The sequence below is a fragment of the Paenibacillus chartarius genome, assembly GCF_042432825.1.
GTDB classification, from domain to species: domain Bacteria; phylum Bacillota; class Bacilli; order Paenibacillales; family NBRC-103111; genus Gordoniibacillus; species Gordoniibacillus chartarius.
Genome location: NZ_JBHLWN010000125.1, coordinates 33,211 through 51,876, shown reverse-complemented (window position 1 = coordinate 51,876; position 18,666 = coordinate 33,211). Strand labels below are relative to the sequence as shown.

16 protein-coding genes are annotated in these 18,666 nt (G+C 55.5%); 15 read left to right on the top strand and 1 reads right to left on the bottom strand.

The annotated features are described in order from the left end of the window. Positions 1-383: 383 nt before the first annotated feature. From ACFFK0_RS30580 to ACFFK0_RS30515, 14 genes are all read left to right on the top strand, one after another. Positions 384-872 carry a hypothetical protein gene (locus tag ACFFK0_RS30580; protein WP_377475232.1) on the top strand — a complete coding sequence of 163 codons (489 nt, stop codon included), beginning with the start codon at positions 384-386 and terminating at the stop codon, positions 870-872. Next, positions 872-1,378, top strand: coding sequence for a hypothetical protein (locus tag ACFFK0_RS30575; RefSeq protein ID WP_377475230.1), 507 nt, complete (start codon positions 872-874; stop codon positions 1,376-1,378). The genes ACFFK0_RS30580 and ACFFK0_RS30575 overlap by 1 nt, the downstream gene beginning before the upstream one ends. Before the next feature lie 106 nt (positions 1,379-1,484). After that, a complete protein-coding gene (locus ACFFK0_RS30570; RefSeq protein WP_377475228.1) occupies positions 1,485-2,834 on the top strand; it encodes an ABC transporter substrate-binding protein in 1,350 nt (449 codons plus the stop codon). Positions 2,835-2,952: 118 nt separating this feature from the next. After that, entirely contained in the window at positions 2,953-4,734 is a 1,782-nt protein-coding gene (locus ACFFK0_RS30565; protein WP_377475227.1) for a cache domain-containing sensor histidine kinase, read from the top strand. A gap of 6 nt (positions 4,735-4,740) precedes the next feature. Then, positions 4,741-6,357 (top strand): response regulator transcription factor, encoded by a 1,617-nt coding sequence (locus ACFFK0_RS30560; protein WP_377475226.1) that lies wholly within the window; start codon positions 4,741-4,743, stop codon positions 6,355-6,357. A gap of 157 nt (positions 6,358-6,514) precedes the next feature. Beyond that, positions 6,515-8,374, top strand: a complete 1,860-nt coding sequence (locus ACFFK0_RS30555) for a GH32 C-terminal domain-containing protein (RefSeq protein ID WP_377475224.1) — start codon at positions 6,515-6,517, stop codon at positions 8,372-8,374. A 38-nt stretch (positions 8,375-8,412) separates the two neighbouring features. Beyond that, complete coding sequence (locus tag ACFFK0_RS30550; protein ID WP_377475222.1) at positions 8,413-9,321, top strand: carbohydrate ABC transporter permease; 909 nt, start codon at positions 8,413-8,415, stop codon at positions 9,319-9,321. Positions 9,322-9,342: 21 nt separating this feature from the next. Next, positions 9,343-10,170 carry a carbohydrate ABC transporter permease gene (locus ACFFK0_RS30545; RefSeq protein ID WP_377475238.1) on the top strand — a complete coding sequence of 276 codons (828 nt, stop codon included), beginning with the start codon at positions 9,343-9,345 and terminating at the stop codon, positions 10,168-10,170. Between the two features lie 28 nt (positions 10,171-10,198). After that, complete coding sequence (locus tag ACFFK0_RS30540) at positions 10,199-11,173, top strand: carbohydrate kinase family protein (RefSeq protein ID WP_377475220.1); 975 nt, start codon at positions 10,199-10,201, stop codon at positions 11,171-11,173. 25 nt (positions 11,174-11,198) lie between these two features. Then, positions 11,199-12,701 carry a glycoside hydrolase family 32 protein gene (locus ACFFK0_RS30535; protein ID WP_377475218.1) on the top strand — a complete coding sequence of 501 codons (1,503 nt, stop codon included), beginning with the start codon at positions 11,199-11,201 and terminating at the stop codon, positions 12,699-12,701. Positions 12,702-13,195: 494 nt separating this feature from the next. Further along, complete coding sequence (locus ACFFK0_RS30530) at positions 13,196-13,651, top strand: VOC family protein (RefSeq protein WP_377475216.1); 456 nt, start codon at positions 13,196-13,198, stop codon at positions 13,649-13,651. Positions 13,652-13,663: 12 nt separating this feature from the next. Then, the gene (locus ACFFK0_RS30525; protein WP_377475214.1) at positions 13,664-14,368 is read left to right on the top strand and encodes an SDR family NAD(P)-dependent oxidoreductase; all 705 of its coding nucleotides are present in this window, start codon (positions 13,664-13,666) and stop codon (positions 14,366-14,368) included. Between the two features lie 224 nt (positions 14,369-14,592). After that, positions 14,593-15,258, top strand: a complete 666-nt coding sequence (locus ACFFK0_RS30520; RefSeq protein WP_377475212.1) for an NAD(P)H-dependent oxidoreductase — start codon at positions 14,593-14,595, stop codon at positions 15,256-15,258. 45 nt (positions 15,259-15,303) lie between these two features. Next, positions 15,304-15,660 carry a winged helix-turn-helix transcriptional regulator gene (locus tag ACFFK0_RS30515; protein WP_377475210.1) on the top strand — a complete coding sequence of 119 codons (357 nt, stop codon included), beginning with the start codon at positions 15,304-15,306 and terminating at the stop codon, positions 15,658-15,660. Between the two features lie 10 nt (positions 15,661-15,670). Here the strand turns inward: ACFFK0_RS30515 and ACFFK0_RS30510 are convergent, their stop codons facing one another. Then, complete coding sequence (locus tag ACFFK0_RS30510) at positions 15,671-16,549, bottom strand: LysR family transcriptional regulator (RefSeq protein ID WP_377475236.1); 879 nt, start codon at positions 16,547-16,549, stop codon at positions 15,671-15,673. Positions 16,550-16,661: 112 nt separating this feature from the next. On the opposite strand from ACFFK0_RS30510, the gene tkt reads away from it, so the two are divergent. Further along, positions 16,662-18,653, top strand: a complete 1,992-nt coding sequence (gene tkt / locus ACFFK0_RS30505; protein WP_377475208.1) for a transketolase — start codon at positions 16,662-16,664, stop codon at positions 18,651-18,653. The last annotated feature ends 13 nt before the right edge of the window (positions 18,654-18,666 follow it).

Genomic DNA, 18,666 nt, shown 5'->3' with positions numbered 1-18,666 from the left:
CTTGAATTAATAGTACCTTATTTCCCTAGATACTCTCCAATCCAATTAGGGGGCTTAATAGGAATGACCCCAATCGTCGGCCGATAGCGCCTTCAAAGTCCGTAATATTGCAGCAAAACCGCGTAACCGGCAAAATAGGTCCCTTACAAACCGTTAAACTTCAGACGGAAGCGTGAAAAGTGGGCGAAGGAACGGCAATTTCGATGCATTAACGTGCGGCGGATGAAATTGTAATGTACCTACAATTAAATAGTCATGTCTGCCATGCTGAGCCGCAAATCGCCTATTCAACAGTCGAGTTAATATCAGAGGAAACGGCGTCGGCAGCAAACGAGCATAAATCAAAGCATTCCAGGGAATGGTTATAGAAAACAAACAGGGGTGTGGACGCTTCCGTGGTCATCGTTATTTTCGTTTGCATAGCATGGTTCTGCATTCTCATTCAGGCGATGCTCGCGAAGAAGCTGCCGCTAGCCGTCAACTTCCTGCTGTTTATGGTGCTCGAAGCCATTCTGACCAACAAGCTGACGATTATTGGCTATAACATGAATAAATTTCAGATCAATACGCACAGCATGCCGCACTTCATCTCGTTGATATTGCATAACGATTTTACCGTAACATTCGTCTTGATCACTTTCGCCAATGTATTTCTGAATACGTCCCGATCCGTTCTGCGCTGGGCGATTACGATCTATACGTTTCTGTTCCAGCTGCTGATCGGTGCGATGCTCCGCTGGAACGGCGTGCTGACCGATAACGGGTGGACGACCGGGATGGAATCGGTGATAATCCTGTCGATGATGGCGGTTACGCTGCTGTTGGGAGGTCTGTTTCGGCGGATGGCATTCAAAGAAGGATGGGTCAGATAATGGACGACGTCGTTTACAGCACACAATTCGATGGGAACGAATGGTTCGTCATCGGCTTGACCGTAATCGGCTTTGCGGCGATCTGGATCGTTCCGCGGCGGTTCTCGCCGCTGCAAACGACGTTTACTTTGCTGATCGGGGTTGCCTTCGGTCTCGTGTTCGATCATACGATCGAGGTGCCGCCGTTCGATTTCTACGACTTAGGCGACCATTCCCGCTACGAGCTGTTTGATATGATCTCTTACATCATGTACGCGCCGTTCGGCTACTTGTTTATTTACGGGTATGAGCGGCTGCGGATGTTCGAATTCATGACAATCATTTATTTATTGATATGGGCGTGCATGGCTACGGGGCTCGAAAAGCTGGCCGTTATAGCCGGCGTGTTTCATTATAAGCACGGGTACCAATGGATGTACTCGTTTCCGATCTATATCATGGTGCTGAGCGTTCATCTGCTCATGTACCGACTGGCATTCGCACGAGATCGGCATCAGCGGTTGTGAGCATATTGCAAGTGCAAAGCAGAGAAAATTGAATTTCAAGTCCCCTCGCCTTTGTTAAGATAAGGACATGAACGAACGACATAGTTACAAGAGAGGGGACAACAAAGTGAAGAAAACATACCGACTGATGTGCAGTGCGGTTCTGCTCGGCGGCATGCTGGCCGGCTGCTCAAGCTCCGGTGAAAGCGCTAAACCTGCAGGGGAGACGAAGCAGGCCGACGCATCCGTGAACAAGGCGGAGAAGGTAAAGCTTACGTTTTGGCGGAATTCGGGCAACGATACGGAGAATGCAGCCTACGAGAAGCTCGTTGCAGCCTTCATGGAGAAACATCCGAACATCTCCATAGACATGGTACCGATTCCGTACTCCGATTACGATACAAAATTGCGGGTGTCCATCGCTTCCGGAAGCCCGCCGGACATTATGGCGCTCGATGCGCCGACGCTCGCTTCCTACGCCGACGCGGGAGCGCTGAAGCCGCTGACCTCGTATTTCAAAGCGGACGGGAATATGGACGATATTCCGAAATCGACTCTCGCCACGTACACGTATCAGAATGAAATATATATGGCGCCGTTAACGGAATCGTCGATTGCGTTGTTCTACAATAAGAAGCTGTTCCAGGCCAATGGCATTCCGCTGCCGTCCAAAAATCCGGACGAGCCTTGGACATGGGAGCAGGTGCTGGATGCGGCGAAGAAGCTGAACGACCCTGCCAAGGGCGTCTTCGGTATCGATCCGGCGCAGGGCTTCGGCAATGCCGGCGCCACCGCTTATTTCAAATATCCGATCGTTTGGCAGTTCGGCGGGGAAATCATGAGTCCTGACGGCAAGACGGCGAAGGGCTATCTCGATTCCGCGGCAACGAAGAAGGCGATTCAGTTCTTCTCGGAGCTGTATAACAAAGAGCAAGTTTCCGCGCTGGAGTACCCGCCGGAGCCATTCCCGAACGGCAAGCTGGCGATAACGATCGACGGCTCGTGGTCGCTGGCGAATTTGAAGGAGAAGTACCCGAGCTTCAAGCTGGGTGAAGATTACGACATCGCGCCGCTGCCGAAGGGCACGAAGCAGGCCGTTGCGAACGGAAGCTGGGCGCTCGGCATCTCGGCGAAAAGCGGCCATCCGGATGAAGCATGGACATTCATCAACTTCGTAACCGGAGCGGAAGGACAAAAGATTTATTGCGAAATGACGAAGGACATTCCGTCCCGATATTCCGCCGCGAAGCAATTCCCCGAGCTGAACGAGTATCCGAAGAACATCTTCGTCGTGCAAAATCAGAAGTACGGCAGACCGCGTCCGATTACGCCGATCTTCCCGCAAATGGCCGATGCCGTCAATAAAATGTTCGAAGACGTGACAATCGGCAAGCGCAATATCGATACGGCCGTTGCCGAAGCCGTTACGGCGATCGACAAGGCGTACGCCGATGCGGAAGCGCAGAAGAAAAAGTAAGCGATGCGGCAGGAGACGAATCATTTCGATGATCGTCTCTTTGTCGTTGTGAGCCGGCTAAGGTGCGGTGTATAGTAAAACCATAATACGAGAGGCTTGGTCAGCGCGGGGGGAACTCATGTTTTTTTCATTAAGGAACCGGTTGATGGCCGTGTTGTCGAGCTTGCTGATTGTTCCCTTTGCGGCACTTGCGTATATATTAAGCGGCGAGGCGACCCAAATTATTAAAGCTTCGATCGAATCCTCAACGACGCAGACGATCGAGCAGTTCGCCTCCCATGCGAGCACGCTGCTCGTGCAAGTGGAGGATATGGGCAATCAGGTGATGAGCAGCCGGACGACGCAGGAGTGGCTGAAAATTCAAATCAACCCGGACCATTCGCTGCAGGATCTAGTGCCGGCCAAGCAGCGGCTGCGGGAAACCTTCTCTTCGTATGCCGTCAACAATTCGAGCGGAATATCGATCAGTGTGTTTACCGAGCAGTCGGGAGGGCTGTGGACGTCGGACCGCAGCTACCTCAATAGCGCTTGGTATTCGGCTTATGAAACGGCAAAGAGGAAGTGGACTTCCGCCCACAAAGATACGGACCAGTCGGATGACATCATGCGTTCCCGTTCGGTCAACAGCTTGCTGCTGCCGCTCGTACATCTTCAGTCGTTTCGCCAGGCCGGGTTCATCAAAGTGAATTACCCGAGCTCTTTGCTGAAGAACGCGATTGAAAAAATTCGGATCGGGAATACCGGCAAGGTTGTGCTGCTGACGCATGAAGGCACGAGCGTGCTCAATCAGGATCTGTCCGGGGATACGGACGTTCTGGAGAGGGCGATGAAGCAAATCGCCGGCTCGTTCGGTACGCAGATAAGCGGCAGTTTTCCGATTCGGTCCGGCGGCGAGACGAATTTGCTGTTCTTCCGCAAGCTGCCGGCTCAGGATTGGACGATCGTCGGCACCGTACCGGAGGCTGAAATGTATGAGAAAATTACGCAAATCCGCCAAACGATACTCGTTGTGACCGTCCTGCTGCTCGTGCTCGCCATGATCGCCGCCTTCTGGCTGTCGTTCGGCATTACGAAGCCGCTCAGCATATTGGCCAAAGCGATGAAGCATGTGGAACGGGGCGAGTTCGGACAGGCGCTGCAGTTCATGCCGAAGGTCCGCAGAGGGCACAGCGAAGTCGATTACGTAACCGGAGTGTTCGAGCAGATGACGCACAGGCTGCGGCACTTGATCGAAACGGAGTTTGAAACGAACGTACGCAGGAAAAATGCCGAGTACAAGGCGCTGCTGCTGCAGATCAATCCGCATTTTTACAATAACACGCTGGAGATTATTAGCGGCTTGGCGGCGATGAAGCGCGAGGATCTGGTGATGGACGCCACGGAAGCGCTCGGCAAAATGATGCGGTATTCGCTGAATTTGCACAGCGATCTCGTGCGAGTCAGCGAGGAGATGGCCTACATCCGCGATTATTTGTTCATTCTTCAGCTTCGTCACGAGGAGCGGCTGCGCCTCGTTATTGAAGAGGACACAGCGGCCGGACCTTATCTGATCCCCAAATTCATTCTGCAGCCGCTCGTCGAGAACGCCGTCAAATACAGCTTGGAGAAAGACGGTATCGCGCAGGTGTATCTGAAATCGCAGGTACAGGAAGATCGACTTCTGCTGACGGTCAAGGATAACGGGATCGGCATGACTGCGGAGCTTGTGCGCGATTTGTACGCCGGCTTGAATAAGGGCGATCCGGTCGCCATTCTGGGGAGTGCCGGGCACAGCATCGGACTGCGCAACGTGCTGTCGCGATGCCGGCTGCAGTACGGCAGCCAATTTCAAGTCGATGTTCAAACCGGGTTAGGCGTCGGAACGGCGATTACGCTGCTTATGCCGATTGTGAGGAGCTGACGGTGAATGTACAGGATGATGCTTATTGACGACGAAGTCGGCGTACGTAACAGCATTAAGGCGAAGATCGATTGGGCTTCCGCAGGCTACGAGATCGCGATGGAAGCTTCGGGAGGCGCGGAAGCGCTGCAGCTTCTTGCCGGCGGCCCGCTGCCGGATGTCGTCATGACCGATATCCGGATGCCCCAGATGGACGGGATCGCCTTCATTCACGCTTGCAAGAGCGAATATCCCGGCATGCCCATCATCGTGCTGTCGGGCTATTCGGATTTCGAATATATGAAAGCGGCGATTCAGCTCGGCGTCAAGGATTATTTGCTCAAGCCGGTTGTGCGCAGCGAGCTGCTGGCGCTGCTCGCGAGGCTGTCCGGGGAGCTCGAAGAGGGCCGTAACCGGGAAACCCGGCAGGCGCAAGAGGAGCTGATCCACCATCAAGCGCTGCAGACGATGCGCGAGCAAGCCATCTGGCAATTGGTCAAGGCCGAAGGGTTCAGCCAATCCGCGATGAAGGAGCGCATGCAGCGGCTGCGGCTCCCCTCGCTGGCCGTCGACGATGTGGCGGCGCAGTTCGTTACGGTGGAAATGCGGATACCGCCGGGTCGGCTGGACGATTGGAGCGAACGCAAGGACTTGCTGTACCTCGCCTTCCAATTGCTGTGCCGCGAGTCGGCGGAGCGATGGGAGCAGGTGATCCCGTTCTATGACGCCGGTCGTCCGTCGATTCTGCATTACCTTGTGCTGCTGCACGGCGATACGAACCGCGATAGCTTCGTGCGAAGCTTCGTGCGCGAGCTGAAACGCAATTTGAAGAGCTATTTGAAGGTAGACAGCGTCGTCGGCATCGGGGAGCCGATTCTAGGGCTCCGTCAGCTGAAGGACGGCTACGCCTCCAGTATGCTGTCCTGGAGCCGGAGCACGATCGATTCGGCGCATACCGGGAGCCAAATGCTGGAGCTGACGCATGCGTTCACGCCCGAGGCGGAGCGGAAGCTGGTGCAATCGATCGAAAATGTCGATATGAAGGCGTTCATCCACCATATGCAGACGATTTTCGCGGACGGGCAGCATACGCCGATGTTTGTATTTACGTTTATGGCGCTGCGGATGATTTTGCTGTTTCATTCGGTTGCCAAAAAATTTGAGCTCGGCGACACGTCGCTGCAAAACTATTTATGGAGCTGCCAGCTGACGGTGAGGGATTACTCATCCCGGGAGCAGGTGCTGGAGCAGCTGCACGAGATGGCGCAGCTCGTCATGAACGAGGTGCAGAAGACGCGCTTTTCCAGCGGCCAGCAGATGATGGAAGCAATACGTAAATATGTGGATGAAAATTTCTGCTACGAGCTGACGCTATCTTCGCTGGCCGACATGTTTCACCTGAATGAAACGTATTTGTCCGGACTGTTTAAGCAAAGCGCCGGCATGACGTTCAGCGATTACGTGACGAAGCTTCGGCTGAGCAAAGCTGTGGTCCTGCTTAAGGATCGTGAGTTGAAGCTGACCGATATTGCGACTCTTGTCGGCTATTCCAGCTCCAGCTATTTCAGCACGGCGTTCAAGAAGTATTACGGGAAAGGTCCGAAGGAGTACCGGGAAGAGCTGCTCCGCAGCGATGCGCAGTGACATGCGCCGGACACAGCTTGCGAGCCCCTGCTTATGCAGCGGGCTTTTTTTGATCCAAAGAAATTGAAAAACGATATCCGAGCATATTGGAATCTTTGCGAATACGGCTCCGTTACAATGACGATATCGGCACGGATGACGAATGTCTGGAGGTAGCATGAGAAAGAGCAAGCGGTTATGGTTAGCCGGCGCTGCTTCAGCGCTTGTATGTGGAGGAATCGGAGGGGCGGTGCTGATGGATCGTTACGAGGATGTGCGAATATCGTCCGAAGCTCGGGGGATTACGTATTCGAGTGATCCGAATGCGTATAAGGAGCCTTACCGTCCGCAATATCATTTGTCGCCCGTCTCCGGCAATTTGAGCGATCCGAACGGGATGGTTTATTTCGAGGGCGAGTATCACCAATTTTATCAGAACAGCGGTCAATGGGGGCATGCCGTCAGTCGCGATTTGCTGCATTGGGAGCATTTGCCCGTAGCGCTTGTGCGGGATTCGCTTGGGGAAATATGGTCGGGCAGCGCCGTCGTCGACGCCCGCGATACGAGCGGATTTTTCGGCGGCAAACCGGGCTTGGTGGCCATATTCACGCATTTCAAAGGCGGCGTCCAATCGCAGAGCATAGCGTACAGCTCAGACCGTGGGCGGACGTGGACGAAATACGAAGGCAATCCGGTTCTTCCGAATCCCGGACTGAAAGATTTCCGCGATCCGAAGGTGTTTTGGCACCAGCCGACGCAAGCGTGGGTGATGGTCGTTTCCGTCGACAACCGGGTGCGTTTCTACACGTCGCCCGATCTGAAAGCGTGGACGATGAGCGGCGAATTCGGCAGCGAACACGGCTCGCACGCGGCGGTGTGGGAATGCCCGGATTTGTTCGAGCTGCCTGTCGAGGGAACGAAGCGGAAGCGGTGGGTGCTGGTTGTCAGCATCGGCAACAACGACGCGACGAAGGGCTCCACCGCGCAATATTTTATCGGCAGCTTCGACGGGAAGACGTTCCATAACGACAATCAGCCGTCCGACGTGCTCTGGACGGACTATGGGAAAGACTTTTATGCGGCGGTGTCGTATTCGGACATCCCGGCGAAGGACGGACGCCGCATCTGGCTCGGGTGGATGTCCAATTGGCGGTATCCGTTTGCGATGCCGACCGGGGGCTGGAAAGGAAACTTGTCGATCCCTCGCGAGCTAAGGCTGAGAAATATCCCGGGGCAGGGCTTGCGGCTGATTCAGGAGCCGGTCAAGGAACTGCAAGCGCTGCGAGGCAAGCAGGTTACGCTGCCCAAACAGCAGCTCGCCGCCGGACGCAATCCGTTTGCCGGTATTAGAGGGACGTCCTACGAGCTGGCGGCGGACTTGACCGTACAGCCGGGAGCGATAGCGACCTTCAAGCTGCGGCAGGGAGCCGGCCAAGAGACGGCCGTCAGTTACGACGCGGCTGCGGAGAAGCTTAGTCTTGACCGCACGAGGTCGGGCAGCACCGCATTCGAGAAAGGCTTCGCCGAGGTCATGACGGCGCCTCTCCGGCTGAAGGAAGGCAAGCTCAAGCTGCGCATGTTCGTCGATGAATCCAGTATCGAGGTGTTTGCAAACGACGGTGAAGCCGTCATGTCCGCCATCGTCTTCCCGGATCCGACGAGCAGCGGCTTGGAGCTGACGGCGGATGCGCCGGAAGCGGGGGGCGTCATTCTGAACGAAGCTCAGTATTATCCGTTGAGATCGGTATGGCGCGATGAGGATCCCGACGGCGATAAGCCGCTGCGAATCGTGCTTGGCAAAGCTTCTTTGGATGTGCCTGCAGGCGAGGCGATGCGGGTCGAAGCGGCCGTCATTCCGCTCGGCGTTCCGCAGACGCTGCAGTGGCGGTCCAGCGACGAAGCCGTCGCCGTCGTCGCGGCCGCGGAAGGCGGAGCGACTGTTACCGGCGTGAAGCCGGGGCAGGCGGAAATCCAAGCCGTGAGCGGGGATGGCCGCATCATGTCGAAGCTGAACGTGTTTGTGTTCGAACAGAAATAAGACCTAACATCCGGTGTGTGGTAGAGGAGAGATGTACGATGGATTCCACGTTACGACCGAAGCAATCATCGCAGCGATTCCGCAGGCACGAGCAAGCGACGGCCTTCTGGTTCCTTGCTCCGGCGTTCGCCCTGCTGCTCGTATTTGTTTTTTATCCGATGCTTCAAGCTCTTGCCATCAGCTTCAGGAACTACTCGCTGGTCGGAGCGGGCAACGTCTTCGTCGGGCTGGACAACTACAGACAGCTGCTGGGCGACAGAGCTTTTTACAACAGCTTGATCCATTCTTTTCATTTCGCCTTGATCGTCATACCGGTTCAGACGAGCATCGCGTTAGGAATGGCACTGCTCGTTCAGAAGAAGACGGCTGTGTCCGGGCTGTTCCGCACGCTGTTCTTTATCCCGGTGATCATTTCGACCGCGGTTGCGGCGACCGTCTTCAAACTGATCTACAACAAAGATTACGGCCTGCTGAACAGCTTTCTTAAAGCGCTCCATCTGCCGATCACGGAGTTTTTATCCGACCCGGATACGGCGATGAACGGCATCATTGTACTGGGCATATGGAAGGGTGCGGGATTTTTCATGATTATTTTCCTGGCCGGGCTGAATCAAATTTCCCCGGAGCTGTACGAAGCGGCCCGGATCGACGGTGCTTCGCGGCTGCAGCAGTTTGTCCGCATAACGCTGCCGCTGCTCAAGCGGACGACCGCCTTTGTCGTCATCATTACGACCATCGATGCGATCAAGCTGTCGGGACTCGTATTCGTCATGACGAACGGGGGGCCGAACGGCTCTACGGAGACGATCGTGTACTACATTTACAAGCAAGCTTTCACCCAAATGAGAATGGGCTATGCGACCGCCGCCGCCTTCGTGCTGTTCGCGATCGTCCTGACGATTTCCTTGATACAGATGAAGCTGTTCAACAAAGACGCGGAGCAATAGGAGGCGGCAACCTTGAATAAAGTGTATGGACTGTTAACGATGCTGTTGATGATCCTCATCGCGCTGATCTCGATCGGACCGATCGTGTGGATGGCAGCCGGGTCGCTGCGGCCGTATCAGGAGCTGTTCAAATATACGTCGATTGAGCTGCATTTGCTCGTTCCGGTCGAGTGGACGCTGAAAAATTACCAGAACGTCATCTATAACCCGCGCAATCCGTTTCTTCGTTATATCGGGAACACGTTCGTCGTAGCTTCCGCAGTAACGGCGCTTGTTCTGCTGATTAACTCGATGGCCGCCTTCGCCTTCGCCAAGCTGCGGTTTCGCGGCAAGCCGATCGTCTTTGCCCTGTTCATGTCCGCGATGATCATCCCGGGCGAAGTGATGCTGGTGCCGAACTATTTGCTTATGCACGATTTGGGGTGGCTGAACTCCTACAAAGCGCTCATTGTGCCTTCGATGCTGTCCGTGTTCGGTATTTTTATGCTGCGGCAGTTTTTCGCGGAGGTACCGGATGAAATGATGGAAGCGGCCCGTATCGACGGGGCCGGCTTGCCGAGAACGTACGTATCCATCGTGCTGCCGGCGGCGGTTCCCGCGCTCATTACGTTAGGGCTGATCACGTTTCTGGGCAACTGGGATTCGTATTTGTGGCCGCTGATCGTGATCAACGACCAGAGCAAGCAAATGATTCAGGTCTCCATTGCGGCGTTCTCCTCCAACCAAGGGACGAACTGGTCCAACGTGCTGGCGGCGAATACGTTGTCGACGGCGCCGATCCTGGTGTTGTTCTTGTTCTTGCAGCGGTATTACATTCAAGGGATTACGATGTCGGGCATTAAAGGCTGATGTTCGTTATGTGGAAAGGATAATTGCGATGAACTGCGATATTGTGGCTTTGGGCGAAGCTTTAATTGATTTTACACCTTACGGGACGTCGGCCGAGGGGCAGCCGCTGTTTGAACGTAATCCCGGCGGTGCGCCGGTGAACGTGGCGGTGGCGGCGGCGAAGCTCGGGAAGCGGGCGGCCTTCATCGGCAAAGTAGGCAAAGATCCGTTCGGCGCTTGCTTGCGGCAAACACTACAGGAGCACGGCGTATCCTCTACCGGACTTATTGAGACGGAAGAAGCGCATACGACGATGGCCTTCGTACAGCTGGATGAGCGCGGCGAGCGTTCGTTTCATTTCGTCCGCAAGCCCGGTGCCGACCAGCTCCTGCGGGAAGAAGAGCTGAGTGCCCAGCTGCTTGCGGACACGCGGATCTTTCATTTCGGTTCGATCTCTATGATTGCCGAGCCTAGTCGAAGTGCAACGATTGCGGCGGCAAGGGTTGCCAAGGCTAATGGGGCGCTGATCTCGTTCGACCCGAACTGGCGTCCTGCGCTGTGGAATCATGAGCGCGAGGCGCTGGAGATGATGAACGCGGGAATCGGGTTGTCCGATGTCGTCAAAGTATCCGAGGAAGAATTACATTTCTTGACCGGGATGCCGAACGTGGAAGCCGCTTCGCAGAAGCTGACGGACAAGCACGCGATCCGGATGCTGCTGGTGACGGCCGGCGAGAGAGGGTCGTACTTCCGCATGAACGGCTGCTGGGGTCATGTCGAGAGCTGCGCTGTTCAGACGATCGATACGACCGGAGCGGGGGATGGCTTTCTCGGCGCTCTGTTGTATAAGGTGCTCGAGCTGGATAAGCAGCTTGCGGCTTGGAGCGAAGCGGAGCTGCGCGATGCGCTGCGCTTCGCGAATGCGGCCGGCGCTCTAGCGGCGACCCGCAAAGGAGCGATTCCGGCGTTAGCGTCGAAGGACCGGATCGAAGCATTGCTGCAGCAGGCGGAGCATTCATCATAAAGATGATCTAGGAAGGTGGATATAGGTGGAACGACAAAAAGAAGAGCAATTGCAAACAAGTCACACGGAGCGGCTGCGGCAAGCCAATGCGGCGCTGCAGCGGGCGGCGGCCGAGCTCCCGGACGAAGATGGTTACCGGCTTCGTTACCATCTGATGCCGCCGGCCGGCTGGATGAACGATCCTAACGGGTTGATTGTGTATAAGGGCGAATACCATGTGTTCTATCAGCACAATCCGTACGAGCCCCGGCATGGTCCCATGTATTGGGGGCATGCCAAGAGCAAGGACCTGATGCGCTGGGAGCATTTGCCTATCGCGTTAGCGCCGTCCGAAGAATACGATTCGGGTGACTGCCGGGGTTACGGGTGCTGGTCGGGCAGCGCTGTCGACGATCAAGGCCGTCTTACGCTGATCTACACTGGGCATGTCGATGGCCGCACGCCGGAGGAGGTGCAGTGCGTCGCGTCGAGCTCCGACGGCGTCACGTTTGAGAAGTCGGCTCATAATCCCGTTGTCGCCGCTCCACCGGAGACAGGCGGCTTTGGCTTCCGCGATCCGAAAGTATGGCGGCATGAAGGGCAATGGTACATGGTCGTCGGATACGGCAAGGACGGCTTGGGCAAGGCGCTGCTGTACGCATCGCCGGACTTGCGGCAGTGGACGTACGCCGGGGTTGCGGCTGAAAGCGACGGGACGATGGGCAACATGTGGGAATGCCCGGATTTGTTCGCGCTTGGGGGCGGCGGTGAGCATGTGCTTATTTTCTCACCGATGAATATGGGCGATACGAAGACGATGTATTTGTCCGGCCGTTTCAACTACGAAACAGGCAAGCTGGATGTGCGCTATAGGGAAAGGCTCGAATACGGCTATGATTTTTATGCGCCGCAGACGTTCGAGGACGAACGGGGAAGGCGCATTCTGATCGGCTGGATGAACATATGGGGGGCACGCATGCCGGAACAGGAGCGCGGCTGGATGGGGACGTTTACGCTTCCCCGCGAGCTGACGCTGGCTGCGGACGGCACGCTGCGCATGAATCCGGTGGAAGAGGCGAAGTCGCTGCGGGGCGCGCATCATGCGTTCGGCATGATGACGATGGGTGCCGATACGGTTGTGCCGCTTACCGGTGCGTATGGCGACGCTCTGGAGATCATGGCGATCTTCCGTATAGCCGATTCGGCGACCAGAAGTGAGTTTGGTTTGCAGCTCAGGTGCTCCGAGGACGGCGGCCAGTTTACCGAAGTCTCGTATTGTTGGCCGGAAGGCAAGCTGCGGATGGACCGCAGCCGCTCCGGCGCGGGCGAGCTTGGCTGCAGCGAGCTGGAGCTGGCTCCGCTGCCGGGCGGCCGCATTGTCATTCATCTGTACCTCGACCGGTCGTCGGTGGAGCTATTTGCCAATCACGGAATGAAGACGGTCACGAACCGGATTTATCCCGACCCGGCTAGCCTTGGCCTTCGTTTGTTCGCCAGGAAAGGCGAGGCCGTCCTTGAATCGCTCGATGTATGGGAACTAAGCCTGTAAGCCGGATAGCATAGAATCGCAAATCGTCTGAGTCCCGAGGAGGAGGGGAATCGACATTGGAGCAAGGCTTAGGCCATCGTGCCTAAGCCTTGTCTGCTTGGCCGTTCCTTGAACCCGGCAGGAGGACGGTTTGCGAAGCCGAATGAACTCATTGACAACGCTTTCCATTCATGTGTATGATGTAAGCGTACTAACAGGATCACGGAAAAGGCTGGAAGTTGCGAGCGAGCGACTAAGGAATTGTCCCCGCTGATGCATGCGGGCGCGACTTTGACTATGTATTGCTGAAGGAAATGTACGCGCGTTCATCGCCGCCGAGAAATGGTCTAAGTCACACTGCCGGAGGGCAATCCATTGCGTCTTTGAAAGCGCATACTCTTTTGGCGACACTAGGTAAGGTGGAGCCTGGACTAGGTTCAACCCGGTCCCTCTTCAAGGCGGTAGTCGAAGTTATCGTAAGTTCATTGTATTTTCCAATCGAAAGGATGATCGGCATGTCAGGACTGCTGGGCACTAACGTCATTACTCAAATTGGCATTCTCGTTCACGATATTGAGAAGGTCAGCCAAGCTTACGCGGATTTCTTCGGCGTGGCCAAGCCGCAAGTAATTGTCACCGATGTGTGGGAGAAAGCGCAAACCGAGGTTAACGGTTCACCCAGCGAAGCCCGCGCGAAGCTCGCCTTCTTCGATATGGGGTCGCTGCAGCTGGAGCTGATCGAGCCTGACGAGCATCCGAGCACTTGGCGCAGCTACTTGAACGAACATGGGGAGGGCCCGCATCATATCGCATTCGTCATCGAGGGTATGAAGGAGAAGATTACGCTGCTTGAAAGCAAAGGCTTCCCTCTGCAGCAGAAGGGCGAATATACGGGCGGCAGATACGCTTACATGGATACATTCAAAGAGCTGAAGGTGCTGGTTGAGCTGCTGGAAAACGACAAAGCCTAGGGAGCGAGCGGTATGAACATCCTGATCACCGGCGCAAGCCGCGGTCTCGGCTGCGAGATGGCCGCCGCGGCTCTGGAGCGAGGTCATGCCGTCATTGCCGGCGTACGTGCTTCTGGGGCCGATAACGACAAGCTGACAGCGCTTGCCGCGGCGTACGGGAGCCGAATGACCATTGCGGAACTCGAAGTTACGGACGAAGCGGGCATTGCCAGGCTCGCCGGGCAATTGCAAGCCGAAGGCCGGACGCTCGGCGCTATCGTAAACAATGCGGCCATCCTGACAGCCCGCAGCACTCCGATCGAGCGGCTCGATATGGACGCGGTCGTGAAGTCGTTCGATGTGAACTTGTTCGGCCCGATGCGGGTCGTCAAACATATGCTGCCGCTGCTGACGGTGAAGGGTGCGTCGATCATTAACATTTCCTCGGAAGCCGGAAGCATGACGAATGCCTATCCCGGCGATTATCCCTATGCGATTTCGAAGTCGGCGCTCAATATGTTCGGCGAGCAGCTGCATGCCTATGTCCGGGACCGCGGCATTCAAGTGCTGAGCGTTCACCCCGGCTGGATGAAGACGGATATGGGCGGGGAGAACGCACCGACCGATCCTCGGCAAAGCGCGAACGGCATTCTGGATCTGATTGAACGTAAGATCGTGCCTGACGCAAGCTCGAAGTTTCATTTTGTCGATTACACGGGAAAAATGATGCCGATCTGAGCGTAAGCAAACGGGGCAAGAAATACAGAAACGGCGGCGGATCTATGAATCCGGCCGCCGTTTGTATTCCACCGGGATGTAACAGTATAAAAAAGTATACTATATACCATAAATGTGCGTACTGTTAATTATTGTATTTATGGACTATACTGGGTTTGCAAGCCGGCAAACTGTAAACATATGGGCTCGATAGACGAAAATATATGAAAAAGGATGGGAGTAGGATGACGGAGAATCGTAAAGAGGAGATTTTGGAGGCGTATCGCTTTCGGCATGCTTGCAAGGAGTTCGATCCAACGAAACTAATAAGCGATGACGATTTCGCGTTTATTATGGAGACGGGGCGGTTATCTCCCAGCTCGTTCGGGTTTGAGCCGTGGACGTTCGTTGTTGTCCAAAACCGGACCATTCGCGAGAAGCTGCTTCCCGTTACGTGGGGGGCCCAGAAGCAGCTGCCGACATCGAGCCATTTTGTCATTATTTTATCCCGTACACTGGCCGATTTAACTTCGGATTCCCCGCATATTCAGAAAATGATGGCGGAAGTTCAGCTGCTTCCCGGGGAAGCCCGGCAGCGCAAAGGTAACGTGTATCATAACTTCCTGGAGAACGATTTTAAACTGCTCGGCGACGAACGGCTTGCGTTTGAGTGGGGCTGCCGGCAATCGTATATCGCACTGGGCAATATGATGACCGCCGCCGCTCAAATCGGCATCGATTCGTGTCCGATCGAAGGGTTCGACAAAGAGAAGGTTGAACAAATACTGATCGAAGAAGGAATCATGGACGATCGTTTCGGGATCGCCTGCATGGTTGCTTTCGGCTACCGGGTCCGGGAGCCCCGGCCGAAGACGAGACAATCGCTGGAACACATCGTAAAATGGGTGTAACGATGTGAGATTCAGCTGCTGAAATAGGGGAGGGTGCCGTCAGTCATGAATATACGAAAACCACGCTTTCGCGGTGATCCCGCGGGTGAAGGATGTCCGGTTGAATATACGCTGGACATCATCGGCGGGAAATGGAAAGGCGTTCTCCTGTATCACCTGATCGACGGTACGAAACGTTTCAACGAATTCCGCAAAATTTGTCCTAGTATAACGCAGCGCATGTTGACCCTGCAGCTCAGGGAGCTGGAGGAGGACGGAATTGTTTGCCGCGAAGTATTTCAGCAGGTCCCGCCGAAGGTGGAGTACTCATTAACGGATCTCGGCCGGACGCTGGTACCGATTATTCTTCATATGAAGCAATGGGGCGAATCGTTTAGGAAATGTGAGCAATTACCTAAGTAATTCGTTCGCCCTATGACATAAGCTCCATAAACGTCTTGGCGCTGATCGAGAGAGGCACGCTGCGCATTGTCATGATGCCCACTCTCGACGGCGGCAGCTGCACGTCCAGCTGAATTTCAAAGAGCGATCCCTCCTCCAGCTCCTTCGAAACAAATTCCCTCGTTACGTAAGAGATCCCGAGCCCGTTTCGCGCGAATTCGATGAGCAGATCTACGCTTCCGACCTCAATCTCGGGCTTGATCGTATAGCCGTAGCTCTGAAACAGCTCCGTGATCCCCATTCGAGCCCGGCTGTTGCGGGAGAACAAAATGATCGGGTGCCGAAGCAGCATCTCCAGCGATAACACGCTCCCCTTGAGTTCGGCGTAACGGGTCCCGGCCACAAAGCAGTCCTGCAGCTGGATGCTCTCCTTCACTTCAAGCTGGGCGTCGACGATCGGCATGCGGACGACGCCCATATCAATGGTCCCTTCCTTCAGAAAAGCGATAATTTCCGGCGTCGTACCGTGCTTCAGGTGGAGCTTGATCCCGGGATAATCGCGATGGAACCGTTCCAGGTACGGCAGCAAATAATGCTTAAACAGCGAATCGCTTCCGCCGATGCGCAGCTCGCCGCTGTCCAAATTTTTCATGGCGGTCATTTTCTGCTCGGCCAGCGACAGCAGCATTTGAGACTGCTCGATGTACGAATACAGGACAGCGCCCTCCTGCGTCAGCTCGACGCCTTTGGCATTCCGGTAAAACAGCGTGATGCCGAACCGGTCCTCCAGCTGCTTGATCGAATGGCTGACGCTCGGTTGAGTGAGATACAACACTTTGGCGGCCTGCGTCAGGCTGCCTGTTTTGGCTGCCCAATAAAACACTTTATACAGCTCGTAGTTAATACCCATAGACATGGTCTATAGCTCCTATGAAATATATTCATTACTCGTATGGAGGATAATCGTATTATATTGGAAATGCAAACGTGAAACTAGTGCTGCCAGGAGGAGATGTACCAATATGCCTGTAACCCAAACGATTGAGCAGTTAGCAATAGATACGATTCGAACATTGTCCATCGATGCCATCAACAACGCCAATTCCGGTCATCCGGGGCTGCCGATGGGAGCTGCGCCGATGGCTTACGCGCTGTGGGCCCAAGAGCTGAAGCACAATCCGAGCCACTCCAAGTGGTTCAACCGCGACCGTTTCATTTTATCCGCAGGACACGGTTCCGCCATGCTGTACAGCCTGCTGCATTTGTTCGGCTACCAAGTGACGCTGGACGATGTCAAGCAATTCCGCAAGCTGAACAGCAAAACGCCGGGACATCCCGAGTTCGGCCATACGGACGGCGTCGATGCAACGACGGGGCCGCTCGGACAAGGATTGGCGATGGCGGTCGGGATGGCGATGGCCGAGGCACACCTGGCGGAGAGATTCAATCAAGACGGGTTCCCGGTGATCGATCATCATACGTACGCGCTCGTCGGAGACGGCTGCCTGATGGAAGGCATCTCCTACGAGGCGATGTCCATGGCCGGACATATGAAGCTCGGCAAATTAATCGTATTGTACGATTCCAACGATATTTCCCTGGACGGACAGCTGAATCTGTCGTTCTCGGAAAATATTCAGCAGCGTGCGGAGTCGGCGCACTGGCAATACCTGCGGGTCGAAGACGGGAACGATATCGGGCGCATTGCCGAAGCGATCCAAGCGGCGAAGCAGAACGACACGCAGCCGACGCTGATCGAAATTCGGACGATTATCGGGTACGGCAGCAAAGCTGCAGGAACGAACAAAGTACACGGCGCCCCGCTCGGCAAAGAAGAAGCGAAAGCGACGAAATCGGTGTACGGCTGGCACTATGAGGAAGAGTTCACCGTTCCGGAAGAAGTGCGGGCTCATTTCGAGCAGCTGAAACGGAAGGGCGAGGCTCAAGAAGAACAATGGAATACATTGCTAGCTTCATATAAAACGCAGTATACTGAGCTAGGAAGGGAGCTTGAACAAGTCATCGAAGGCTCCGTATCGATCGATGCCTCCGACATCTTGACCTTCGACGCTTCCAAGCCGGTGTCCACACGTGTCGCTAGCGGTGAGGCCATCAACCATTATGTGAAAATCGTTCCGTCGATCTTCGGGGGCAGTGCGGATTTGTCGCATTCGACGATGACGGACATTCGGGGCGAGCGGAAGTTCGCCGTAGAATCGTACGCAGGCCGCAACGTCTACTTCGGCGTCCGCGAGCATGCGATGGGCGCCGCCGGCAACGGTATGGCGCTGCACGGAGGCGTTAAGCCGTTCGTCAGCACGTTCTTCGTATTCAGCGATTACTTGCGTCCGTCGATTCGGCTTGCCGCACTGCAAAAGCTGCCGGTCATCTACGTGTTTACGCACGATTCGATCGCCGTCGGCGAAGACGGACCTACGCACGAGCCGGTCGAGCATTTGGCCGCACTGCGCACGATCCCGGGACTTACGGTCATCAGGCCGTCCGACGCCAATGAAACGGCGAGCGCATGGGCGTACGCCCTGCAGCAGCAGGAAGGGCCGGTAGCGCTCATCCTGAGCCGGCAAAACCTGCCTGTCTATGATGCGACGAAGGGCAATGTGGCGGAAGTGGCCAAGGGTGCCTACATCTTGGCGGAAACGAACGACCGGCCGGATGTGATCCTGATCGCCACCGGCTCCGAGGTGTCGCTCGCTGTGAGCGCCAAAGCGGAGCTGGAGCGGGACAGCATCTCAGTTCGTGTCGTGGCTATGCCGTGCCGGGAGCTGTTCGAGCGTCAATCCGAGGCTTACAAAGAAAGCGTACTGCCTTCTTCCGTTACGAAGCGGATCGCGATGGAGGCCGGCATTTCGTTAGGCTGGGATCGCTATGCAGGACCGAAAGGCACCGTCTTGTCGATCGATACGTTCGGCGCTTCAGGCTCCGGACCGGAGGTTATGGAATACTTCGGCTTCTCGCCGAGCAACGTCGTTCGTCTCGCCAAACAGCTGCTGTAGGTCAATCATCTAT